This window comes from Streptomyces sp. Edi2, assembly GCF_040253635.1.
Classification (GTDB): Bacteria; Actinomycetota; Actinomycetes; order Streptomycetales; family Streptomycetaceae; genus Streptomyces.
Window position 1 is genome coordinate 4,678,044 of the sequence record NZ_JBEJGX010000003.1, and the last position, 18,361, is coordinate 4,696,404.

At 71.3% G+C, this 18,361-nt stretch carries 16 protein-coding genes and 1 tRNA gene; 6 read left to right on the forward strand and 11 right to left on the reverse strand.

Annotated features, from left to right (window positions below; genetic code table 11):
- Window positions 1–61 precede the first annotated feature (61 nt).
- Complete coding sequence (locus ABR737_RS24005) at window positions 62–949, reverse strand: hypothetical protein (protein WP_350252167.1); 888 nt, start codon at window positions 947–949, stop codon at window positions 62–64.
- Between the two features lie 246 nt (window positions 950–1,195).
- On the opposite strand from ABR737_RS24005, the gene ABR737_RS24010 reads away from it, so the two are divergent.
- Window positions 1,196–1,684, forward strand: coding sequence for an ATP-binding protein (locus tag ABR737_RS24010; protein WP_350252168.1), 489 nt, complete (start codon window positions 1,196–1,198; stop codon window positions 1,682–1,684).
- A gap of 293 nt (window positions 1,685–1,977) precedes the next feature.
- Window positions 1,978–2,625, forward strand: a complete 648-nt coding sequence (locus ABR737_RS24015; protein WP_350252169.1) for a TetR/AcrR family transcriptional regulator — start codon at window positions 1,978–1,980, stop codon at window positions 2,623–2,625.
- Window positions 2,626–2,733: 108 nt separating this feature from the next.
- On the opposite strand, the gene ABR737_RS24020 is transcribed toward ABR737_RS24015, so the two are convergent.
- Window positions 2,734–4,194 carry an aminopeptidase P family protein gene (locus ABR737_RS24020; RefSeq protein WP_350252170.1) on the reverse strand — a complete coding sequence of 487 codons (1,461 nt, stop codon included), beginning with the start codon at window positions 4,192–4,194 and terminating at the stop codon, window positions 2,734–2,736.
- A 286-nt stretch (window positions 4,195–4,480) separates the two neighbouring features.
- Window positions 4,481–6,151, reverse strand: a complete 1,671-nt coding sequence (locus ABR737_RS24025; protein ID WP_350252171.1) for a PP2C family protein-serine/threonine phosphatase — start codon at window positions 6,149–6,151, stop codon at window positions 4,481–4,483.
- Between the two features lie 717 nt (window positions 6,152–6,868).
- On the opposite strand from ABR737_RS24025, the gene ABR737_RS24030 reads away from it, so the two are divergent.
- Window positions 6,869–7,654 carry a bifunctional DNA primase/polymerase gene (locus ABR737_RS24030; RefSeq protein WP_350252172.1) on the forward strand — a complete coding sequence of 262 codons (786 nt, stop codon included), beginning with the start codon at window positions 6,869–6,871 and terminating at the stop codon, window positions 7,652–7,654.
- 298 nt (window positions 7,655–7,952) lie between these two features.
- Window positions 7,953–8,585 carry a hypothetical protein gene (locus ABR737_RS24035; protein ID WP_350252173.1) on the forward strand — a complete coding sequence of 211 codons (633 nt, stop codon included), beginning with the start codon at window positions 7,953–7,955 and terminating at the stop codon, window positions 8,583–8,585.
- Window positions 8,586–8,833: 248 nt separating this feature from the next.
- Here the strand turns inward: ABR737_RS24035 and ABR737_RS24040 are convergent, their stop codons facing one another.
- From ABR737_RS24040 to ABR737_RS24050, 3 genes are all read right to left on the reverse strand, one after another.
- Complete coding sequence (locus ABR737_RS24040; protein WP_350252174.1) at window positions 8,834–9,802, reverse strand: DUF5926 family protein; 969 nt, start codon at window positions 9,800–9,802, stop codon at window positions 8,834–8,836.
- Between the two features lie 186 nt (window positions 9,803–9,988).
- On the reverse strand, window positions 9,989–10,597 hold the full coding sequence (locus ABR737_RS24045) for an ATP-binding protein (protein ID WP_350252175.1): 609 nt from the start codon (window positions 10,595–10,597) through the stop codon (window positions 9,989–9,991).
- A 140-nt stretch (window positions 10,598–10,737) separates the two neighbouring features.
- A complete protein-coding gene (locus tag ABR737_RS24050; protein WP_350252176.1) occupies window positions 10,738–11,583 on the reverse strand; it encodes a glycerophosphodiester phosphodiesterase in 846 nt (281 codons plus the stop codon).
- Window positions 11,584–12,172: 589 nt separating this feature from the next.
- Between ABR737_RS24050 and ABR737_RS24055 the strand changes: the two genes are divergently transcribed.
- Together ABR737_RS24055 and ABR737_RS24060 are read left to right on the forward strand one after the other, a co-directional pair.
- Window positions 12,173–13,690, forward strand: coding sequence for a S1C family serine protease (locus tag ABR737_RS24055; protein WP_350252177.1), 1,518 nt, complete (start codon window positions 12,173–12,175; stop codon window positions 13,688–13,690).
- Window positions 13,691–13,744: 54 nt separating this feature from the next.
- Window positions 13,745–13,831 (forward strand) — tRNA-Ser (locus ABR737_RS24060).
- A gap of 135 nt (window positions 13,832–13,966) precedes the next feature.
- Here ABR737_RS24060 and ABR737_RS24065 read toward each other — a convergent pair.
- The 5 genes from ABR737_RS24065 to ABR737_RS24085 form a co-directional block, all read right to left on the reverse strand.
- Window positions 13,967–15,352 (reverse strand): tyrosine-type recombinase/integrase, encoded by a 1,386-nt coding sequence (locus ABR737_RS24065; protein WP_350252179.1) that lies wholly within the window; start codon window positions 15,350–15,352, stop codon window positions 13,967–13,969.
- A 63-nt stretch (window positions 15,353–15,415) separates the two neighbouring features.
- Complete coding sequence (locus tag ABR737_RS24070; RefSeq protein WP_350256904.1) at window positions 15,416–15,607, reverse strand: helix-turn-helix transcriptional regulator; 192 nt, start codon at window positions 15,605–15,607, stop codon at window positions 15,416–15,418.
- Between the two features lie 179 nt (window positions 15,608–15,786).
- On the reverse strand, window positions 15,787–17,034 hold the full coding sequence (locus ABR737_RS24075) for a DUF3631 domain-containing protein (protein ID WP_350252181.1): 1,248 nt from the start codon (window positions 17,032–17,034) through the stop codon (window positions 15,787–15,789).
- Window positions 17,031–17,393, reverse strand: a complete 363-nt coding sequence (locus tag ABR737_RS24080) for a hypothetical protein (RefSeq protein ID WP_350252182.1) — start codon at window positions 17,391–17,393, stop codon at window positions 17,031–17,033. Before ABR737_RS24080 ends, ABR737_RS24075 begins: the two co-directional genes overlap by 4 nt.
- A complete protein-coding gene (locus tag ABR737_RS24085) occupies window positions 17,390–18,301 on the reverse strand; it encodes a bifunctional DNA primase/polymerase (RefSeq protein WP_350252184.1) in 912 nt (303 codons plus the stop codon). Before ABR737_RS24085 ends, ABR737_RS24080 begins: the two co-directional genes overlap by 4 nt.
- Window positions 18,302–18,361 lie beyond the last annotated feature (60 nt).

Below are 18,361 nucleotides of genomic sequence, written 5' to 3' on the forward strand. Positions count from 1 at the left end.
CGCGCGTGCGACGACGGCGCACAAGCCCGTCCCCCGTCCTGTGGGAGCGTGCTTCGCGTCGTCAGGCCGCGAGGGCGAGGAGGGCCGGGGCGGGGGGCCCTCGCCTGATGACACTGTGGTGGAGTGCGGCGTTCTTCGGGCCGGGTTTGTCATCCCCGTACGAAACGGGGGCGCGCAGCGCTTCGTCGTGCGCCGTTCCCAGGCCCGTGAGCAGGGCGCGAGCCAGGGCGAGTGCCCCGCGCACCACGCCGACGAGTGCCTGTACCGCGATCTCGTACGCCGCCGGAGCCGACAGCCGGACCAGCCGCCACAGGGCCGCTTCGCCCCGCCGCAGCAGCCAGCCGACCGCGAGCGCGGCCAGCAGATGCCCCAGCAGCATGGGCAGCGACGGCAGCAGACCGTGCGTGATCGCGGGGTCGGCGGCGGTCGTGCTCCCGGCTGCGCCACCGGCCGGGCCGGTGCCTGCCGGAGGAGTCATCCCGGCGGCGGAGGCGGTATCGAAGCCGCCCGAACCGAGAATCCGGCGCGCCTGCGCGCCGTCCACCCGGCCGCTGCCGAGCCCGCAGGTCACATGCCGGGCAAGGGCCTCCGCCGCCCGGTCGGACAGCCTGCCGCCACCGAAGTCGCTTCCGCCCGCACCGCTTCCTGCGCCCCGTGCCATGGCAGGCATCGGAAGCTGGCCCCAGGAGAACACCGCGTGCAGGGCGAGCTGCCCCACGGCAAGACCGGCGGCGATCCCCGGCAGCGAGCGTTCCCGCCCGGCCAGTGGTGCCGCGACCGCGAACACCACGGCCGCCGCCACACCCAGCGTCCACAACGGGACGGTGGCGCACGAGGCGGCGATGTGCCCGCCCGCGGACAACACGACGCAGACCGCGGTGAAGACCGCGGCCCTCAACAGCCGAAGATCGGCGGCTGCGCGCGCTGTGGAGGCGGGCGGTGGAGTCATGGCGGCGCCATCATCCCACTGGTCCGACCTGTTACCTACGGCAGGGCACGCCGAGGAGGCGCCCTGCCCGGTGTCCAGGGAGCCCGGCGGGGCGCGCGGCAGCGCATAGCAGGCGCTTCGCCTACACCGATGCGCTCGCTCTTCGCATCCGCCGAATGAGCGGTATCACGTCCCGGACATGCTTACGGACCATGCGGCGCGGCAATAGGTATCGATATGTCGAGCCGCGGCCAGGAGGCTGGAGCGATGAGCATCTGGTGGTCACTCCATTTGCGGCGTGAGGCTGCGAGCGTGCCGCTGGCCCGTCGTCTGCTGCTGGGCACGATGGAGACGGCGGGCGTCGACCCGGACATCTGTTACGACCTTGCGGTGGCTCTCTCGGAGGCCTGCGCGAACGCCGTCGAACACGGTGGTGATGCCGCCACCGAGGACTACCGCGTCACGGCCTTCATCGACGGTGACACCTGCCGCATCGAAGTGACCGACTCGGGCCCCGGGTTCCGCCACTGCCCCGCGCCACCCCATACCGCTGCGGACCGAGCCCTCCCGCCGGCCCCCGTGCCCACCCCCGCACAGGCTCCCGCCTTCGCCGAGGACGGCCGGGGGCTCTTTCTGATCGAGGCCCTCACCGACCACGTCCGCTACCGCAACCGCACGGGCCGCCCCGGCGCGGTCGTCAGCTTCGACAAGATCCTCAAATGGCGCGAGGGGGCGGCGCTGCCGATGGCGTCGTAGCAATCCGGGAAGTCCCGCCGGGAGTCCCGCCGGGAAGTGCCGCATGCGGGATGTCCGCGTAGGAGATGTCCGCGTACGAGGTGTCAATCCGGGCTAACATCAGCAGTCGGAAAACTGGCTGGAAACCGCCCTTTGCGGGAAGTGCGCAGCGCGGTCTCGCGGTGAGAGAACCTCCCCCGCGGCGTCCCCTGTCCCTGCGAGACCAGCGCGCACCATGGTTAACGCGAAGTTGCTCGCGTTAACCTTTCCCGGACAATACTTGGCGTGAACCCGCACTGCAATACGGAGCCGTCGTGACGACAGCGCACCATGCCCCGGGCGAGACCAGGCCCGGTGGTCGTACCGCCCGCACCCGCCAAGCCGTATTGACCGCCGTGTTCCAGGAGTTGGGCGACGGCGGCTTCGCCGCGCTGACCATGGAGAGGGTCGCGCAGCGGTCCGGAATTCATGTGGCGACGCTCTACCGTCGCTGGCGCTGCACCGAGGGCCTGGTGTGCGATCTGCTGACCGACCTGAGTTCGGAGGTGCCGCTGCCGGACTCCGGCACCCTGCCCGGGGACCTGCAGGCGCTGGCCGGCTCGATAGCCGCCTTCTACGGGGAGGCGCGGATGCGCCGGCTGATCGAGGCGGTGGTCTCCGCCGCGGCCCGTGACCCCGAGGCGGCGGCGGTGCTGCGAACCTTCTTCGGCGAACGGCTGGCGCTGGCCGGCCGGATGGTGGAGCGGGCCGTCGAGCGCGGCGAACTGCCCGCGGACACCGACCCGGAGAAGGTGATGTCGGCGCTCGGCGCGCCCTTCTACTACCGGATTCTGATCGCCCGTCGCCCCGTCGACCAGGATCTCGCCGCATCCGCCGCCACCGCGGTCTGGGCGGCCGCCCGGGCCGGTGCGTACGGGCGCAAGGACGACGGCCCCGCACACGACACGTCTCCCGGCGGCTGATGCCACCGGGAGACGCAGAACGAGCGGCGCAACGAGCGGCGCAACGAGCGGCGCAGCGGGTACTGCACACCGGGCACCCGCCCGGGCAGCCCCGCCCGTACAGTGCCGCTACTTGCCGAGCAGCCCCGCCATCCAGGCCTCGACCTCGTCCGACCGCCGCGGCAGCGCGGCCGACAGGTTCCGGTTGCCGTCGTCCGTCACGAGGATGTCGTCCTCGATCCGGACGCCGATTCCGCGGTACTCCTCGGGCACCGTCAGATCGTCCGCCTGGAAGTACAGACCGGGCTCCACGGTCAGCACCATGCCCGGCTCCAGCGTCCCGTTGACGTAGTGCTCGGTGCGGGCCGCGGCGCAGTCGTGGACGTCCAGGCCGAGCATGTGGCCGGTGCCGTGCAGGGTCCAGCGGCGCTGCAGCCCCAGCTCCAGCACCCGCTCGACCGGGCCCTCGACCAGACCCCACTCGACCAGCTTCTCGGTCAGCACCCGCTGTGCCGCGTCGTGGAAGTCGCGGTAGGCCGCGCCCGGCTTGACCGCCGCGATGCCCGCCTCCTGCGCCTCGTACACCGCGTCGTAGATCGTGCGCTGGAGGTCGGTGTAGCGGCCGTTGATGGGCAGGGTGCGGGTGACGTCGGCGGTGTAGAGGGTGTGGGTCTCCACACCGGCGTCCAGCAGGAGCAGGTCGCCGGAGCGGACCTCGCCGTTGTTACGGACCCAGTGCAGGGTGGTGGCGTGCGGGCCGGCCGCGCAGATCGAGCCGTAGCCGATGTCGTTGCCCTCGACGCGGGCGCGCAGGAAGAACGTTCCTTCGATGTAGCGCTCGCTGGTCGCCTCGGCCTTGTCCAGGACCTTGACGACGTCCTCGAAGCCGCGCACCGTCGAGTCGACGGCCTTCTGCAGCTCACCGATCTCGAACGCGTCCTTGACCGCGCGCGCCTCGGAGAGGAAGACGCGCAGCTCCTCGTCGCGCTCGGCGGTGACCTTGTCGGTCAGCGCGGCCTCGATGCCGGCGTCATGGCCGCGCACCACACGGACCGGTCCGGTGGCCTCCTTGAGCGCGCCGGCCAGCTCGCGGACGTCCTTGCACGGGACGCCGAGCAACGCCTCGGCCTCGCTGAGGCTGTGGCGCCGGCCGACCCACAGCTCGCCCATGCCGTCGAGCCAGAACTCGCCGTTCTCGCGGTTGGAGCGGGGCAGCCGGTGGACCGTCGCCTCGTGGCCGTCCTTCGTGGGCTCCAGGACCAGGACGCTGTCGTCGGTCTGGTCGCCGGTGAGGTAGACGTACTCCGTCGAGGCGCGGAAGGCGTACTCGGTGTCGTTGGAGCGGGTCTTCAGGTTGCCCGCCGGGATCACCAGGCGCTCACCGGGGAAGCGCGCGGACAGCGCGGCGCGGCGGCGGGCGGCGTTCGGGGCCTGCTCGACCGGCTGCAGATCATGCAGCTCCGTGTCGGCCCAGCCGCCCTTCATGTTCTCCGCGAGCTCATCCGAGACGCCCGGGTAAAGGCCGTTCTTGCGCTGCTTGATCGGCTGCTCGTCCTCGTCCGGGGTCTCCGGCGTGAGCTCGTCGGTCACAATGCCTCCTTTTAAGACTGAACCGCCTTCCATCGTATGTGCGGATCGAAAGCGGTCCAGAGGCAGAAAGGCGTGATCTTCCCGCACGAAGGCGTGACCTGGCAGGGAACGGCGGCTTCCCGTACCCGGGGCGTCCAGGGGACCGGCAGGAGGCGGAGGCCGGCCTGCGACTCCGCTTTCCGGTGCCGAGTGTCCGATATCCGGTGTGCCTGGTCCATCCGGGGGAGCGGCCCCGGCGCGTCCTCCGGCCCGGGCCGCCCCTGCTGCTCACTCCTCGAAGTACGCCTCACTCCTCGAAGTACGCCGCGAGCAGCACCACGTCCTCCTCCGAGGACGGATCGTCCAGACCCTGCGGCAGCATCGTGCGCACGATGTGATCGACGACCGCCTCCGGATCATGGCGGCTCGCCCTGGGCACGCCCGCGGCGGCCGCGTGCAGCCGGGTGAAGGCGCGGTCCATGGGCTCGCCGGTGCGGTGCAGCAGCCCGTCGCTGTAGAGCAGCAGGGTCTCGCCGCCGGCCGGTTCGATCTCCACGCTCGGCGCTTCCCAGCACGCCAGCATGCCCAGCGGCGCGGACAGCGAGGTCTCCACGAACTCGGTCCGCAGATCGCCGAGGATCAGCGGCGGGCAGTGTCCCGCCCCGGCCAGCAGCAGCTTGCGGGCGAAGGGGTCGGCGACGCCTCCCGGCAGCACCGGCGGCCCGCCCGGGGCGCCGGGCGGCGGCTCGGTGTAGGCGAACAGCGCGGTGGCGCTGCGGGCGGGCTCGGTCAGCCGGAGCAGCAGTTCGAGATCCGAGAGGACCGCGACCGGATCCTCGCCCTCCATGACGGCGTAGGCCCGCAGGGACGCCCGCAGCCGCCCCATGGCCGCCACCGCGCTCGGCCCGGAGCCGGTCACCGAACCGACGGCCAGGCCCAGGGCGCCGTCGGGCAACGGTAGCGCGTCGTACCAGTCGCCGCCGCCGCGCGGCCCGGTGCTGTGCCGCACCGCGAGGCGTACGCCGGGGATCCGCGGCAGCCGGTGCGGCAGCAGTTCCTCGCGGAGGGTTTCGGTGGCCCGGCGGCTGCGGTGGAGTTCGAGGAGGCGGGCGACGTGTTCGGCGGCGTGCGCGCGGTAGAGGCCGACGAGATGGCGCTGCCGTGCGGTGGGCTCGGCCGGTTCGTCGTAGAGCCAGACCGCGGCGCCGGTCCTGCCGAAGGGTTCACCGCAGAGCGGGACCGCATAACTCGCGGCGTACCCGAGCCGGGCGGCGACCTCGCGCAGGCGGGGGTCGAGGTCCTTCTCACCGGGGATGTCGGGTTCGGCGATCTCGGTGCAGGGGCCCGCGGGCACGTCGTTGCGGGGGCCGGCGGTACGGCCCTCGCCGCGCGCCGGGTGGCAGGTGTCGTCGAGCGGACCGGACCGGGTGTCGTCGCCGGTGGCCCGCTCGGGGAGGCCGTCCAGTATCCGCGCGTACGACAGGGCGCGGCGCGGGATGGTCTCGATGTGCCCGATCTCGGCGTGGCCGAGGCCGAGGCCGACGGTGGTCTCCGGGCCGAGCCCGTCGGACGGGGCGAGGACGACCAGACCGCGGCGCGCGCCGACCAGGGAGGCACCGGCGCGCAGCAGCTCGTGGAGGGCGTCCTCCAGCGTACGGGTGCGTGCGAGCTGTTCGGTCAGGTCGTGCAGGGTGCTGAGGTCGGAGATCCAGCCGGCCAGCCGGTCCTGGACCGCGGCGAGTTGGTCGACGACGGAGACGTCGGGGACGACAGCGGGCGCGGGGCCGGCTGCGGCACCCGGGGAGCCGCCCGGGGAGGTGTCGGACAAGCCGTCAGACGAACCGGCTGACGAGGCGTCGGACGGGGCGCCGGCAGCGCACCCCGGGGGAGCTTTCGGCCCGTGCGGGTCGACAGTGTGCGCGGGGGCGGGAAGGGCTGGTTCGATTCCAGCCACTTTCGGCACGTGAGGGGTGGTCATGGCCGACGGCTCTCGTCGCGCCTGGCATTACCCCAGGTCAGGCCGCTTTTTGGTAGGGAGTGCGGCATTTTGTTGAGTGATGTTGCGCGGTAAGGTTGGCCGCTCAATTTCCTCAATAGCATCGCAAACCCCCATGTCATGCTGCTCCGCTATTAATGCCTCCACATGTACACGGAGCAGTGATGCGATGTCCAGCATTGTCCCCATGGGGTTTGTGGTGTCAGCGAGGTCTGTAGATTGGCCTGAAAAAAGCCCCCCGAACGTCAATTTGCGGTCGACTGACGGCGATCAGCAGCGCGTCATCACCACAGTGGCGGGTACGTACTCGGAAAGGTGCGGGGTCAGTTGACGCCGTACCGGAACTCTCCGGCGGGCACCGGCGTCTAACAAGCCGACGACCGCGACGCACTCCCCAGAGGCGGGGACTGCACCACGGAAGCGCAAGCGCCAACGCACGCCACCCCTCGCCACACTTCACGCCCGGCGTACGGCGTGATGCGCTGCTTTGTACACGCGGTGACCAGTGACCACGTGGCGTGATCGATGCCGATCGACCCCGGGCTCCCCGGCCGGGCCGCAGGACACGCCCCACAACGGCATGACGCGGCACGGCGCACCACGATGGTGAACCCGGCAAGCAGTGCCCTGTAGTGCCATGCAGTGCCATGCACTGCGATGGACAAAGCCCTCGGCGTTAACGGAAAGGAACGAGCGCTCATGCGCGAGATCCTCGGAAGGCGACGCAAGCTCCTGTTCCGGCGCGGCGGAAAGCCGGCGCAGCTCGGTGCGGCGCTCCACTACGCCACCGAGTGGCAGTGGCCCGTACTTCCCGGTGTGGGACTCCGGTCCGGCGGCCGGCAGCCGGCCGGCGCCCGGCTCGGCCTCGGCGAGCGGATCACGCGTCGCTGCAGCTGCCCGGATCCCGACTGCGTGGTGCCCGGCGCGCACCCCTTCGACCCCGGCCTGCTCGCGGCCACGACCGACGCCCGGATGGTGCGGTGGTGGTGGACGAACCGCCCCGACGCCCCGGTCGTGCTGGCCACCGGCGGCGGCGCGCCCTGCGCGGTGAGCCTGCCCGCGGTCGCCGGGGCCCGCGCCCTGGCGGCGCTGGACCACTTCGGCGTGCGCCTGGGTCCCGTGGTGGCCACGCCCACCCGCTGGTCACTGCTCGTATCGCCGTACGGCCTGCCGGAGTTGGGCGAGCTGCTGCACTCCCAGGACTGGGTGCCCAGCTCGCTGCGGTTCCACGGTGAGGGCGGCTATGTGGTGCTCCCGCCCTCCCAGATCGGCACCGGCCGGGTCCGCTGGGAGCGGCCGCCGGCCTCCCCCAAACTCTCAACTTCTCCCCCACTCTCCACTTCGTTCGAGCGGGGGGACCCCCGTGCGCAGGGGGGACCCCCATCCCCGGCCGTACCCTGGCTGCCGGAGGTGGCCACGATCGTGGACGCGCTGGTCACGGCGAGCACCGGCTCCCCCGACGGCGGCAGCCGGCTCGCGTACTGAGCCGCGCGCAAGCTCCGGGCGCCCGATGCGCACTCGGGCGCCCTCGTACTGTGCGGCTACCGGCCGCGGCCGGATGAGGGGCGGACGGGCAGCCGCGGAGCGCCGCGCCGACGGCCGAGGGACAGACACGAGGGGCGGACGCCAGAAACGCCCCGTAGCGGATCACCCGTACGGGTGTGTCCTGCCCCGATCTCTCGGGGAAACCGGCGTCTGGCTGACCGGACCCACCCCCGCAGGCCGATAGGTTCGGCCCACCGTCAAGCCGTGGTCAACGGCATCTCAAGTGCAGGTGGGGCCCATGCAGCGTGCGCAGAAAATCCGCATGATCGGGCTCGCCGGCACGGCGCTGCTCGCCCTCGCCGTGCCGCTGGGCGCCGCGATGGCCGGCCCGGTCGGCACCTCGTCCCCGGGCACGGGATCCGGGGAAGCAGCCAAGGCCGAAAACAGCCCCTCGGAGGAAAAGGAAAACCGGGGGAATAACGGCAGCAAGCCGGGCAAGGGCCCTCGCGCTGTCACCGCCGGCTCCAGGAGGCCGGCCGGCTCCTCCGACCGCCCCGGCCTGCCGCACTTCTCCGGCCGTACCTCCCGCTGCGGCCCCGAACTCACCGTTCCCCAGGGGATCGCGGCCCAGACCTGCGTACTCGCTGAGGACGGCGTCACCTGGGGGCGGACGTACTACCGCAACCGCACCGGCGGCCGGCTCCGCGCCGTACTGACGCTGCTGCGGCCCGACGGCAGGACCGTCCAGGTGAACTGCGAGGTGGCGGCGGGTGGTGCGCCGGGCGTGTGCGAGACGCCGGCCGCCCCGACCGTGCACCGGAGCCGGCCGCCGTACGCGGCCGTGGCGGAGATCGCCGATGCGGAGGGGAAGCGGCTGCTGCTGCGGTCCGGCAGCAACTCGTCCGCGGCGGGCAGCGGTTCGGGGCACTGAGGCCGCGGGCTGCCGAGGGGCCGGAGGAGCCAAGCGGAATGCCTGGTTCCGGACATGGAAGCGCCCGGTCGCTGGCGACGGGGGATGCACCAGCGACCGGGCTTCTAGAACCGTAACAAGAGATCGGCGGTTCGCAAATTCGATCGTGGAATTCCGGACGCCTATTTACCGGCAGGTACGGGGAGTTGTGACAGGTGTCACGCCTGGAGTCCCGCGGGGCGCCCGGACCACGGCCGAGGACCGCGCGATCAGCTCAGGGTGACCTGGCGATTGGTGAGCCCGCCGCGCGCCCGGCGCTCCTCGGGGGTCAGCGGGGTGTCCGTCGCCAGGGCCTCGGCCAGCCGCTCGGCGAACGCCGCGGCCGGCTTGGCGACCTCGTCGGCGCCCATCTCCGAGGGCAGGTCCCAGACCGGGACGACCAGGCCGTGGGCGCGGAACGAGCCCACCAGACGGGTGCCTTCACCGAGCGAGGCGGCGCCTGCCGCGTGCAGCCGGGCGAGCGCGTCCAGCAGCTGCTCCTCGGGGTGCGAGGTGACCCAGCGCAGGTGGTTCTTCTCCGGGGCCTCGCACCAGTACGCGCCCTCCAGGCCGGGGATCCGGGCGGTCGGGATGGCCGCCGCGTTGGCCCGCTCCAGCGAGGCGGCGACCTCGCCGGTGGCGTTCTCGGCGTCCTCCACCCAGAACTCGAAGCCGGTGTGGACGGTCGGCTCAAAAGCGGCGTCCGGGTCGAGCAGATCCTGCAGCCGCGGACCGTCGGCGGCGTGCCGCTCGGCGGGGACCGGGTTGCCGGGCTCGGTGGCCAGCGCGCGCTGCAGGGTGTCCGCGAGGTCGCGGCTGAGGTCGCCGGAGGCGGTGTCGTTCTGCAGGCCGAGCAGCACCGCGCCGTTGTCGCGGCGCAGCGCGGGCCACGCCATCGGCAGCACGGTCGCCAGCGTCACGGACGGGACGCCCTCGGGCAGCCCGCCCTTCAGCGTCAACTCGGCGGTGGCGGCGGGCACCAGCTCGCGCAGGGCCACCCAGTCGCACTCACCGGGCAGGCCCTCGAAGGGGCGCTGCACGAGCTCGGTGGCGGCGTGCGCCGCCGTCCGCCCGTGACAGGCCTTGTACCGGCGGCCGGAGCCGCACGGGCAGGGCTCACGGGCGCCGACGACCGGCACCTCGCCGTCCTTGATCTGCGGTGCTGCGGCCTGGGGCTGGGGACGGCGCTTCTTGGCCATGGCGACGGGGTCTCCTGGTCGATCCTGGGCGTACGGACGCGTATCTGCGCGAGCCTAGAGGATCGCTTGCGCGGTCGCGCCCGGTTGCGTACCGGGCCGCGTCATGCCCTGCCGCCGCGGACGTCGGGGTATCCCGGCCGGACGCCGCCCCGTCGCCGCCAGGCCTCGGCGTGCCGCTGCCTGCCGTTACGTCAGATCGTCGAATTCCGGGAAGGCCGGACCCAGCGGCAGCCCGTGGTGCACGCCCGTGCCCGTGGTGAGCGAGGGCGGCAGGTCGGGCATCAGGTCCACGCGCGTAGCGAACGCGCCTTGCAGGGAGAGGGCCGCCCAGACCGTGACTTCGCCGGCGACCGTGTCGCGCACCCCCCAGTCCTTGGCGAGCGACCGGATGATCGCCAGTCCGCGGCCGCCGCGTGCCGTGACCGACGGAGTGGCCGGAAGGGGGCGGGTCGGGCCGCCGCCGTCCGTGACCGCGACGGTCAGCCGGCCCTGCGCATCGATACGCCAGGATGCCCGCACGGATGCCGAGGGGCCGTCCTTTGCGTCGGGCGGGACGGATGCGCCGGGCGTTACGGAACCCGGTGATCCGTTTTCGTATATCGGACGCGCATGGCGACACGCATTGCTCAACAGCTCCGACAGAACGAGCACCGCGTCATCGACGACGCTGTCCTGAACTCCACTTGCCAACAGCTCTTCACGCATGCGTCGCCTGGCCATGCCCACACCCACGGGACCATGGGGTACGGCCATGATCGACGACGTCGGCACCTCTTGTGCCACCACCAACGCCACCCCCGAGACCTCCTTTGCCCCACGCCACGGGATGAATGCCCCAATGGACTGGACCGGAAACCGGCCAAGCCGCACACAGTGACGCACTGGACATAACCGAATACGGCCCGAATGCGCCGGTGCACACCCTGTGAGGAGCTTTAGCCAAGGCCGAGTTGCTTACGCACCTGTTTGGGGCGGTTTGTAATGACGGCATCCACGCCCAATTCCCGGCACAGCTCGACATCTTCGGCGTCATTGACGGTCCAGACGTGCACCCGGTGGCCGGCCCGGTGCGCCCTGGCGACGTACTCGGGGTGCGCGCGCAGGATCCGCATCCCGGGGCCCGCGATGCCGACGCCGGGCGGAAGCCGGCCGTCGCGGTGCCGCGGGGTGAGGAATTGCATCAGGTAGACGCCGGGGATGCCGGGCGCCGCGGCCCGTACGCGGTGCAGCGAGCGCGCCGAGAAGCTCATGACCCGGACCGGGGAGGGCCGGCCGGCGCGGGTGGCCGGTTCGGTGTGCCCGAACCGGGCGAGCAGTTCGACCAGCCGCTCCTCCACCTGCCCGGCCCAGCGGGTGGGGTGTTTGGTCTCGATGGCCAGCTCGACCCGGCGGTCGGCGTCGGCGACCAGCTCCAGCAGCCGCTCCAGCGTCAGTACGGAGGTCCGCTCGGGGTCCTCGTGCTGCCGGTCCGGTGCCTCGTTCGCGGACCCGTCGTCCTTCCAGGAGCCGAAGTCGAGCGTGGCCAGGTCGGCGAGCTCGAGGGCGGAGACCGAGCCGCGCCCGTTCGAGGTGCGGTTCACCCGCCGGTCGTGGACGCACACGAGGTGGCCGTCCGCGGTGAGCCGGACATCGCACTCCAGGGCGTCCGCGCCGTCCTCGATCGCTCTGCGGTAGGCGGCGAGGGTGTGCTCCGGGGCGTCCTCGGAGGCACCGCGGTGGGCGACGACGGAAATGGCGGGACGGCCCGGACTGCCGTCCTGGGCGGGGCGTGCATAGGTCACCGCGTTATCGTGCCATCCACCCTCGCCGGGCCGCCGGGCGCGTACCCCGAGGTGCGGAACCGGGGATGCGCCGGTTTTGTCCGGCATAAAGGATGAGGGGACAGTCACAGCCTTGGCTTACGGCGCTCTGACGCGCGGTGGGAAAAGCTGTGCAAGGAGACTCGCCCGTACCGTCCGGTCCGTAGTGCCCGGCCGGACCTGCGGCGGGACTCGCGACAGCCGGGATGTGCGGGTGCCGGGCCCGCGGATCATGGCCCGCGGACCCTGATCCGCGGACTGAGATTCGCGGACCGGGACTCGCCCGTACTGCCCGGATCCTTGATGCTGGAGTACCGGGTCCCCCGTCCGGCAAGGGGGAACCGTACGACCGGGAGGCCCGCGGGCCTCCCACCGCACGACCGCACCACCCGGTGGACCGCACGGCCCGCCGTACCGCACCACCCGGACGCACCCCCAGGGTCCGGCCGAACCGCAAGCCCCGGAAGAAACGGCCCGTCCCGGACCCTCAGAATTCCCTGAGGCACAGGGCGGAGGGACACCCTCCTGCCAGGCCGTGGGCGCCGACAGTCGTGAAGCTGAGGAGAGAGCTGTGAGCACCGAGAACGAGGGAGCTGCCGTCCCGTCGGAGGCCAAGCCGCCGACCGGGCCGCAGCCGGACAGCGCCTCCGCCTCCGCGTCCGCCTCCGGCGCCCGGACTCCCGGCGTCCCGCCCGTGGCGCCCCCGCCGCCGGACTTCGCCCCGACCGTCACCTCGGCCGCCGGCGCCGGCTATGACGAACCGGGCCGGATGCCGCCGTACAGCGACGGGCGGCCCCCGCAGCCCGGCTACGGCCACCCCGGCGACGACCCGGCGGCCGACCGGACCAGCCAGTTCCCCACCTACTCTGCGGCCGGTCCCGGAGCCGGTGCCGGCGGCTGGGGCCAGCAGCCCCCCTACGGTGGCGGCGGCGACCCCTGGGGCACGACCGGCAGCCCCGCCCCCAAGCGGCGCAACGGCGGCCTGATCGCTGCCGTCCTGGTGGCCGCGCTGGTCGCGGGCGGTGTCGGCGGCGGCATCGGCTTCTGGGCCGCGGGCCAGAGCGACAGCGACTCGACGACGGTCTCCGCGTCCGGCGACCCCGGGGCGCTGAACCGCAAGCCCACCTCCGTCTCCGGGATAGCGCAGAAGGCGCTGCCCAGCGTCGTGACGATCGAGGCGCAGGGTGCCACCGGCGACGGCGGCACGGGCACCGGCTTCATCTACGACAAGCAGGGCCACATCCTCACCAACAACCACGTCGTCGCCAGCGCGGCCGACGGCGGCAAGCTCACCGCGACGTTCTCCAACGGCAAGAAGTACGACGCCGAGGTCGTCGGCCGTGCCCAGGGCTACGACGTCGCCGTGATCAAGCTGAAGAACACCTCCGGCGCCCCGCTCAACCCGCTCCCGCTCGGCAAGTCCTCCAACGTGCAGGTCGGCGACGCCACGATCGCCATCGGCGCGCCCTTCGGCCTGTCCGGCACGGTCACCACCGGCATCATCAGCGCCAAGGACCGCCCGGTGGCCTCCAGCGACGGCGGCGGCTCCAGCGCCTCGTACATGAGCGCCCTGCAGACGGACGCCTCGATAAACCCCGGTAACTCCGGCGGCCCCCTGATGGACGCCGCCGGCAACGTCATCGGCATCAACTCCGCCATCCAGTCGGCCGGCAACGGCGGCGGAATGGGCAGCGAGTCCCAGCAGTCCGGCAGCATCGGCCTCGGCTTCGCCATCCCCATCGACCAGGCGCGGCGGGTGGCACAGGACCTGATCAAGACCGGCAAGCCGGTCTACCCCCAGATCGGCGTCCAGGTCGGCATGCGGGACAGCGGCAACGGCGCGACCATCGCCCGCACCGGCAACAACGGCTCCGACGCCGTCACCCCGAACGGCCCGGCCGACAAGGCGGGCCTCAAGCCCGGCGACACCATCACCAAGCTCGACGACACGGTGGTCGACAGCGGCCCCACCCTCATCAGCGAGATCTGGCAGCACAAGCCCGGCGACCAGGTCACCCTGAGCTACAAGCGCGGCGGCAAGGAGCACACCACCCAGGTCACCCTGGGGCAGCGCACAGGCGACAAGTGACGCGCTAGTCTGATCCCGCGACACCCCGGCGCCCCGCGCACCGCGGTGCCGCGGGGAGGCTTGCCCGAGCGGCCTAAGGGAACAGTCTTGAAAACTGTCGTGGCGGCAACGTCACCGTGGGTTCAAATCCCACAGCCTCCGCCCAGGTCAGCGAATTAGCTGGTCAGATGGGGTGCCCGAGCTAATCGGGCACCCCTTCTGCGTTCATGTTGTCTCACCCTGGATCGCCCGTATCCCGGTTTTGACCAGCCTGTGTGGACGGGGTGTGGACGGGGCTCAGGCCCCTTCGGGTTCCTGAGTCGCCGCGCGCATGGCCCGTTCGATCAGCGCATTGGCCTGGTCACGCCTGCCGTCCAGCACCTTGGCGTAGAACTTGTAGAGGACAGCCACGCTGTGGCCGGCACGGCGGGCGACCTCGGTGGGGTCGACGCCTGAGGCGAGCCAGAACGAGATGCCGGCCTTCCGTAGGCAGTAGGGGACCTCTGCGAACGGGCTGGCGATCTGCTCGTTGGTGAGCACCGCCTTCCGGGCCTCCTTCCAGACTTCCGGGTACTCCTTGCTGAGCAGGACTCCCCCCTGCGCCGCGCGGAACAGCCGTCCGTCTGGTGCCACCCCGTAGCGGTCGATGTGGGCGCGCAGAAGCTTCACCAGCTCCGGCGGGATCGGCACGTCGCGCACGGACGATCGAGCCCGACGCTTCAGGCCCCGTTCCTCGTAGGACTTACCGTCGTCCGTCCAGGCGGAACCCACACGGGACGAACTTCCGGAGAGCAGCACCACCCCCCACCCGGTCTCGGGAAGCGTGCAGTCGGCCCTCCTGAGGTTCATGGCCTCGGCCGGCCGAGTGGCTGCGTGATAGCAGCACCCGAAGAACGCTTGCAGATGCTCGCCACGGGGACCCAGCTTTCCAACGGCTTCAATGAGCGCCATGGCTTGCTGTGGGTTGGGGACATAGCGCCAGTCGATCTCGTCATCTGTCGGCGGCGGAGACCAGTCGATGGACACCAACGGGTTAGCTGCGAGGCGCTTCCGTTCCACTGCGTACCGGAAAGCATTGTTGAAGACCGTGCGGCGGTTCGTGATGGTGGTCGCAGCTGCGCGCTTTCCGTTGAGCCGCGTACTCAACGCTTTCAGCGCGACGCGGATCGTCTCCGAGTCCTCCTCCAGTGCAGGCATGGGGAGGGCTTTGGACGCGATCCACGTGAGAGCCGCGGCCAGAGGTTCGGGCGGCGGCGCACGGTGCTCCGAGAAGTTGAATGCATAGCCGGTCAATGCCCGCCGCAGGACTGCCGGGGCTGGCGCCCCCTTAGTGTCCTTGACCAGAGCGGCGGTGACGGACGCAAGACCGTCTGCGCGCGTGGCCCGGCCCTTCGCTGACGCTGCCTCGTCCCACTTCATCTTGGCGTAGTCCTTGGCGTGGTCGAACCACGTCAACTGGGGCGTGAGAGCGACAAGCTCAGACCTGGGAAGGCCGGTCTCGACATCGAACTGTTCGCCCCTGTGGGCGGCAGTCATGAGTTGGGCCCGGCGACCGTCGGCCAGGGTCTTGGTAGGGAAGCTCTGGGCATGCGGCTTGATCCCGACCTTCCAGCGGACCTGATAGGGCTTCGGATACTGCGGGCGCACACGGATCGCGTACATCTTGAATTCGAAGGTCAGCAAGGTTGGCTCCAGAAATACGAAGCGGGCCCGGCAGGTCGCCGGGCCCGCTGATGAGCGGACAGATCAGGCGGCAAGCTGTTCTTCCTGCTCGGTCAGCCAGTTGTCGAGGTCAGCGCGGCGGATGCGGATCTGGTGATTCGGGAGCTTCACGATCCGGGGCCCCTGGCCCCGGGCGCGCATGCGGTAGAAGGCGGCGCGAGACATGTCGAGTTCGGCGAGGACTTCGGGGAGCTTGAGCATCTTGGGGCGGGCCAGGGTGCGACTCCTTCGAGGCACGGCTCACGGGGCCAAGGGCCCCCTTCTGGGGAATCCGCAACATCCGCCACGCCGCAACATTGCTGGTCAGCGGCTTGAATCTGTGGCGGATGCCGTTTCTGTTGCGGATAGGTGCCGCCGCGCGCAGGGGCCCGGCGGCACCTATCGAGTGGGCGGCGTCAGCCGACGCTGCGGAGGGTGAGTGTGTCGGTTTCCGCGAACATGTGGCGGGTCTCAGAAGGGCCTTCCGCCACAGATTCACCCCCGTTGACCTGCGGTGTTGCGGACGTTGCGGATGTTGCGGATTCCCCGGGGGCAGGGGGGCAGTACCGGGCCCAGGCGTCGCTGAGATCCTCCGCGTAGTAGCCCTTCGGCGTGGTGCTGCCAACGCGGATTCCGCGGGGCTTGATCGGGGTGTTGTCGGGGCGCACGTACTGGCTCAGGAGCTTGGACAGGGCGCGTGCGGTGAGCGGCTTGCTGCTCTGCCCGTCCTCGCTCAGGTCGGACCAGGGAGCGTCGTCGATCCCGAGGAGGACTTCGAGGATGGCGGCGGTGGGCATCCGGTCCACGCCGCAGAACACGCGGTCCCGCAGGTCGGTGAGCAGCTTGACGCCGAGGGAGGCTTGGTCGCCTTCGGATGCGGCCTTGATGAGCGCGACGCAGGCGGCGCGCGCTCGCTCGGGCCAGTGCCCGCCGGCCGCATCTGCGACCGCGAGCAGAGGCTCCCATACGTCGGCCGGCCGGTCGGTGACACCTTCGGGCATCTCCGGCCACGCCTCGGCGATCTGCTCACTGATGGTGGCGGTCCACTCAGCGAGGCGGTCCCGCAGGACATTGCCCTGCTTCTCGTGGACACGGCGCCGGTAGGGCTCGCACGTCTCGTTGGGAGCCTTCTTGCGCATGCGGATGATGACCGACCTGGTCAGGATCGTGTCGGGCAGCGAGCCCAGGCCGGCCATGGCGACCGCGCAGAACGAGTCGAACCAGCCGGCCTTCTGCTCGGAGCCTTCTCCGACGCAGCGCAGGGATTTGGCGCCGCGCCGGTAGCCGGAGTTGAGAAACCCGCGGACCTCTTCGTTTCCGCCGGCCTTGGGCCCGAAGACGGTGTCGATCTCGTCGAACAGCAGCGTCGGCGTTCCCGCGTCGGCCGCCACCAGCCGGAACAGGGCGTTGGCGGAAGCGTTGACGGTGGTCGCGGAGCGTGGGGTCAGGGTCTCGATGATCTCCAGCGCGCGGGACTTCCCTGAGCCCGGCTCAGGGCTCAGGAAGGCGATGCGAGCGGTGCCGTCCAGTGCGTCGATCAGGTGGGCATGCGCGTCCCACAGCGCGACGGCGACGTAGGCGTGTTCGGTGGGGAAGACGTTGAAGCGGCGGTGGAAGTGCTCGACTTCGTCCAGCAGGGCGGCGCCGTCGATTGTCTCGGTCATGCGGCTTTCCTCTTTTCGGCGTCGCCGGAGCGGCGGAAGGGGCAGGTGGTGCGGTGGGTGTGGTGGTCGTCGATCAGGGCGAGGACTTTGCGGTGGCCGACGGCGCTGCGGTCGTGTCCGCACAGGCACTTCGAGGTGGCGGTGGGGATGGCGCCGCCGCCGGGTGCGGTGACGTGCAGCCAGGCGATTGGGTAGCGGCCGTCGCCCTGCTGCGAGTCAGGGCGAAGAGCTGAAAGGACGCCTTCGGCGACGACCTTCGGCGCGCCACTGCCGGACGGGGTGCGGGCAGGTTCGGCGGAGCTGGAGCGGTCTGTGGTGGCGGTGAGGCTCTTAATGAGGGGAGGTTCGGGGCGGGTCATGCGGTCCGCCGCCCGGTGTTGTGGGCGATGGACCAGTTCAGGGCGCTGGTGAGGGCCGAGGTGCACTCGCGTTCTCGCAGGCCGGCCGAGATCCCCGCCCAATTAAGAGCCTCCTCAACCCGTGTGCGGTCGAGGTCGCCGGACGCGATCAGCCGCCCCAGAGCCCGCGCGGCCCGCACGAGAGCCGCGTTCCGGCCCCCTTCCGGTGCTCGTTCGACGTTCGCGGTCTCGTTGCGCAATGCGGCTTCCGCGTACGCCGACCCGTGCCCCGGCTGCGGGGCGGAGGCCGGACGCTGCGGCTTGGGCGAGGTGGTCAGAGCCTGTGTCAGCCACCGGGGCAGGGGAAGGGCGGGCGCGAAGTTGCCCTGGTAGATGCTGCCGGTAATGACGCTGCCTTCGGCGACGACGTAACCGCCCCAGGCACGGGTGTCGATGAGCGGTCCGAGCTTGCCCGCCGTGTTGCCCAGCCGCACACCGGCCGGGGCGGTGAAGTACAGGTGCCATCCGCCGCTCGCGGTCCGGATGGTGTAGGTGGACGGGACGGGCTGCCCGGCGCGCTCGCAGAGCGCCTGGAAGGTCGCCATGCCGTCAGGCATGTCGCTCTTGCTGTGGTCCTTGGGCATGTCGAGGTCGACGACGACGAGCCCGGAGGGGCCGGTGGCGATCCCGATGTTGTACTCGGAGCCGTGCTCCCAGGCCCGTTCGAGCTGCAAGGGGTTGTCGGTGGCGCGCTGCTCCCACTTGGCGTGGCCGTCGGAGCAGTCGCCGGTGCGGGGGCAGTGCTGCTCGCCGTGGAGGGCTGGCTGCTTGGCGCCGGGCCGCAGCGGGAAGACGCTCCAGCCGCGGTTGGCGGCGGCGAGGGCCGAACTGTAGAAGGGATTGCCCATACCTTCGACGTAATGCGTCATGCTGGAGACCTCCAAGGGTCTGTAAAGGGACTGGAGAGCAGGGGCGGCCCGTTCATTGGC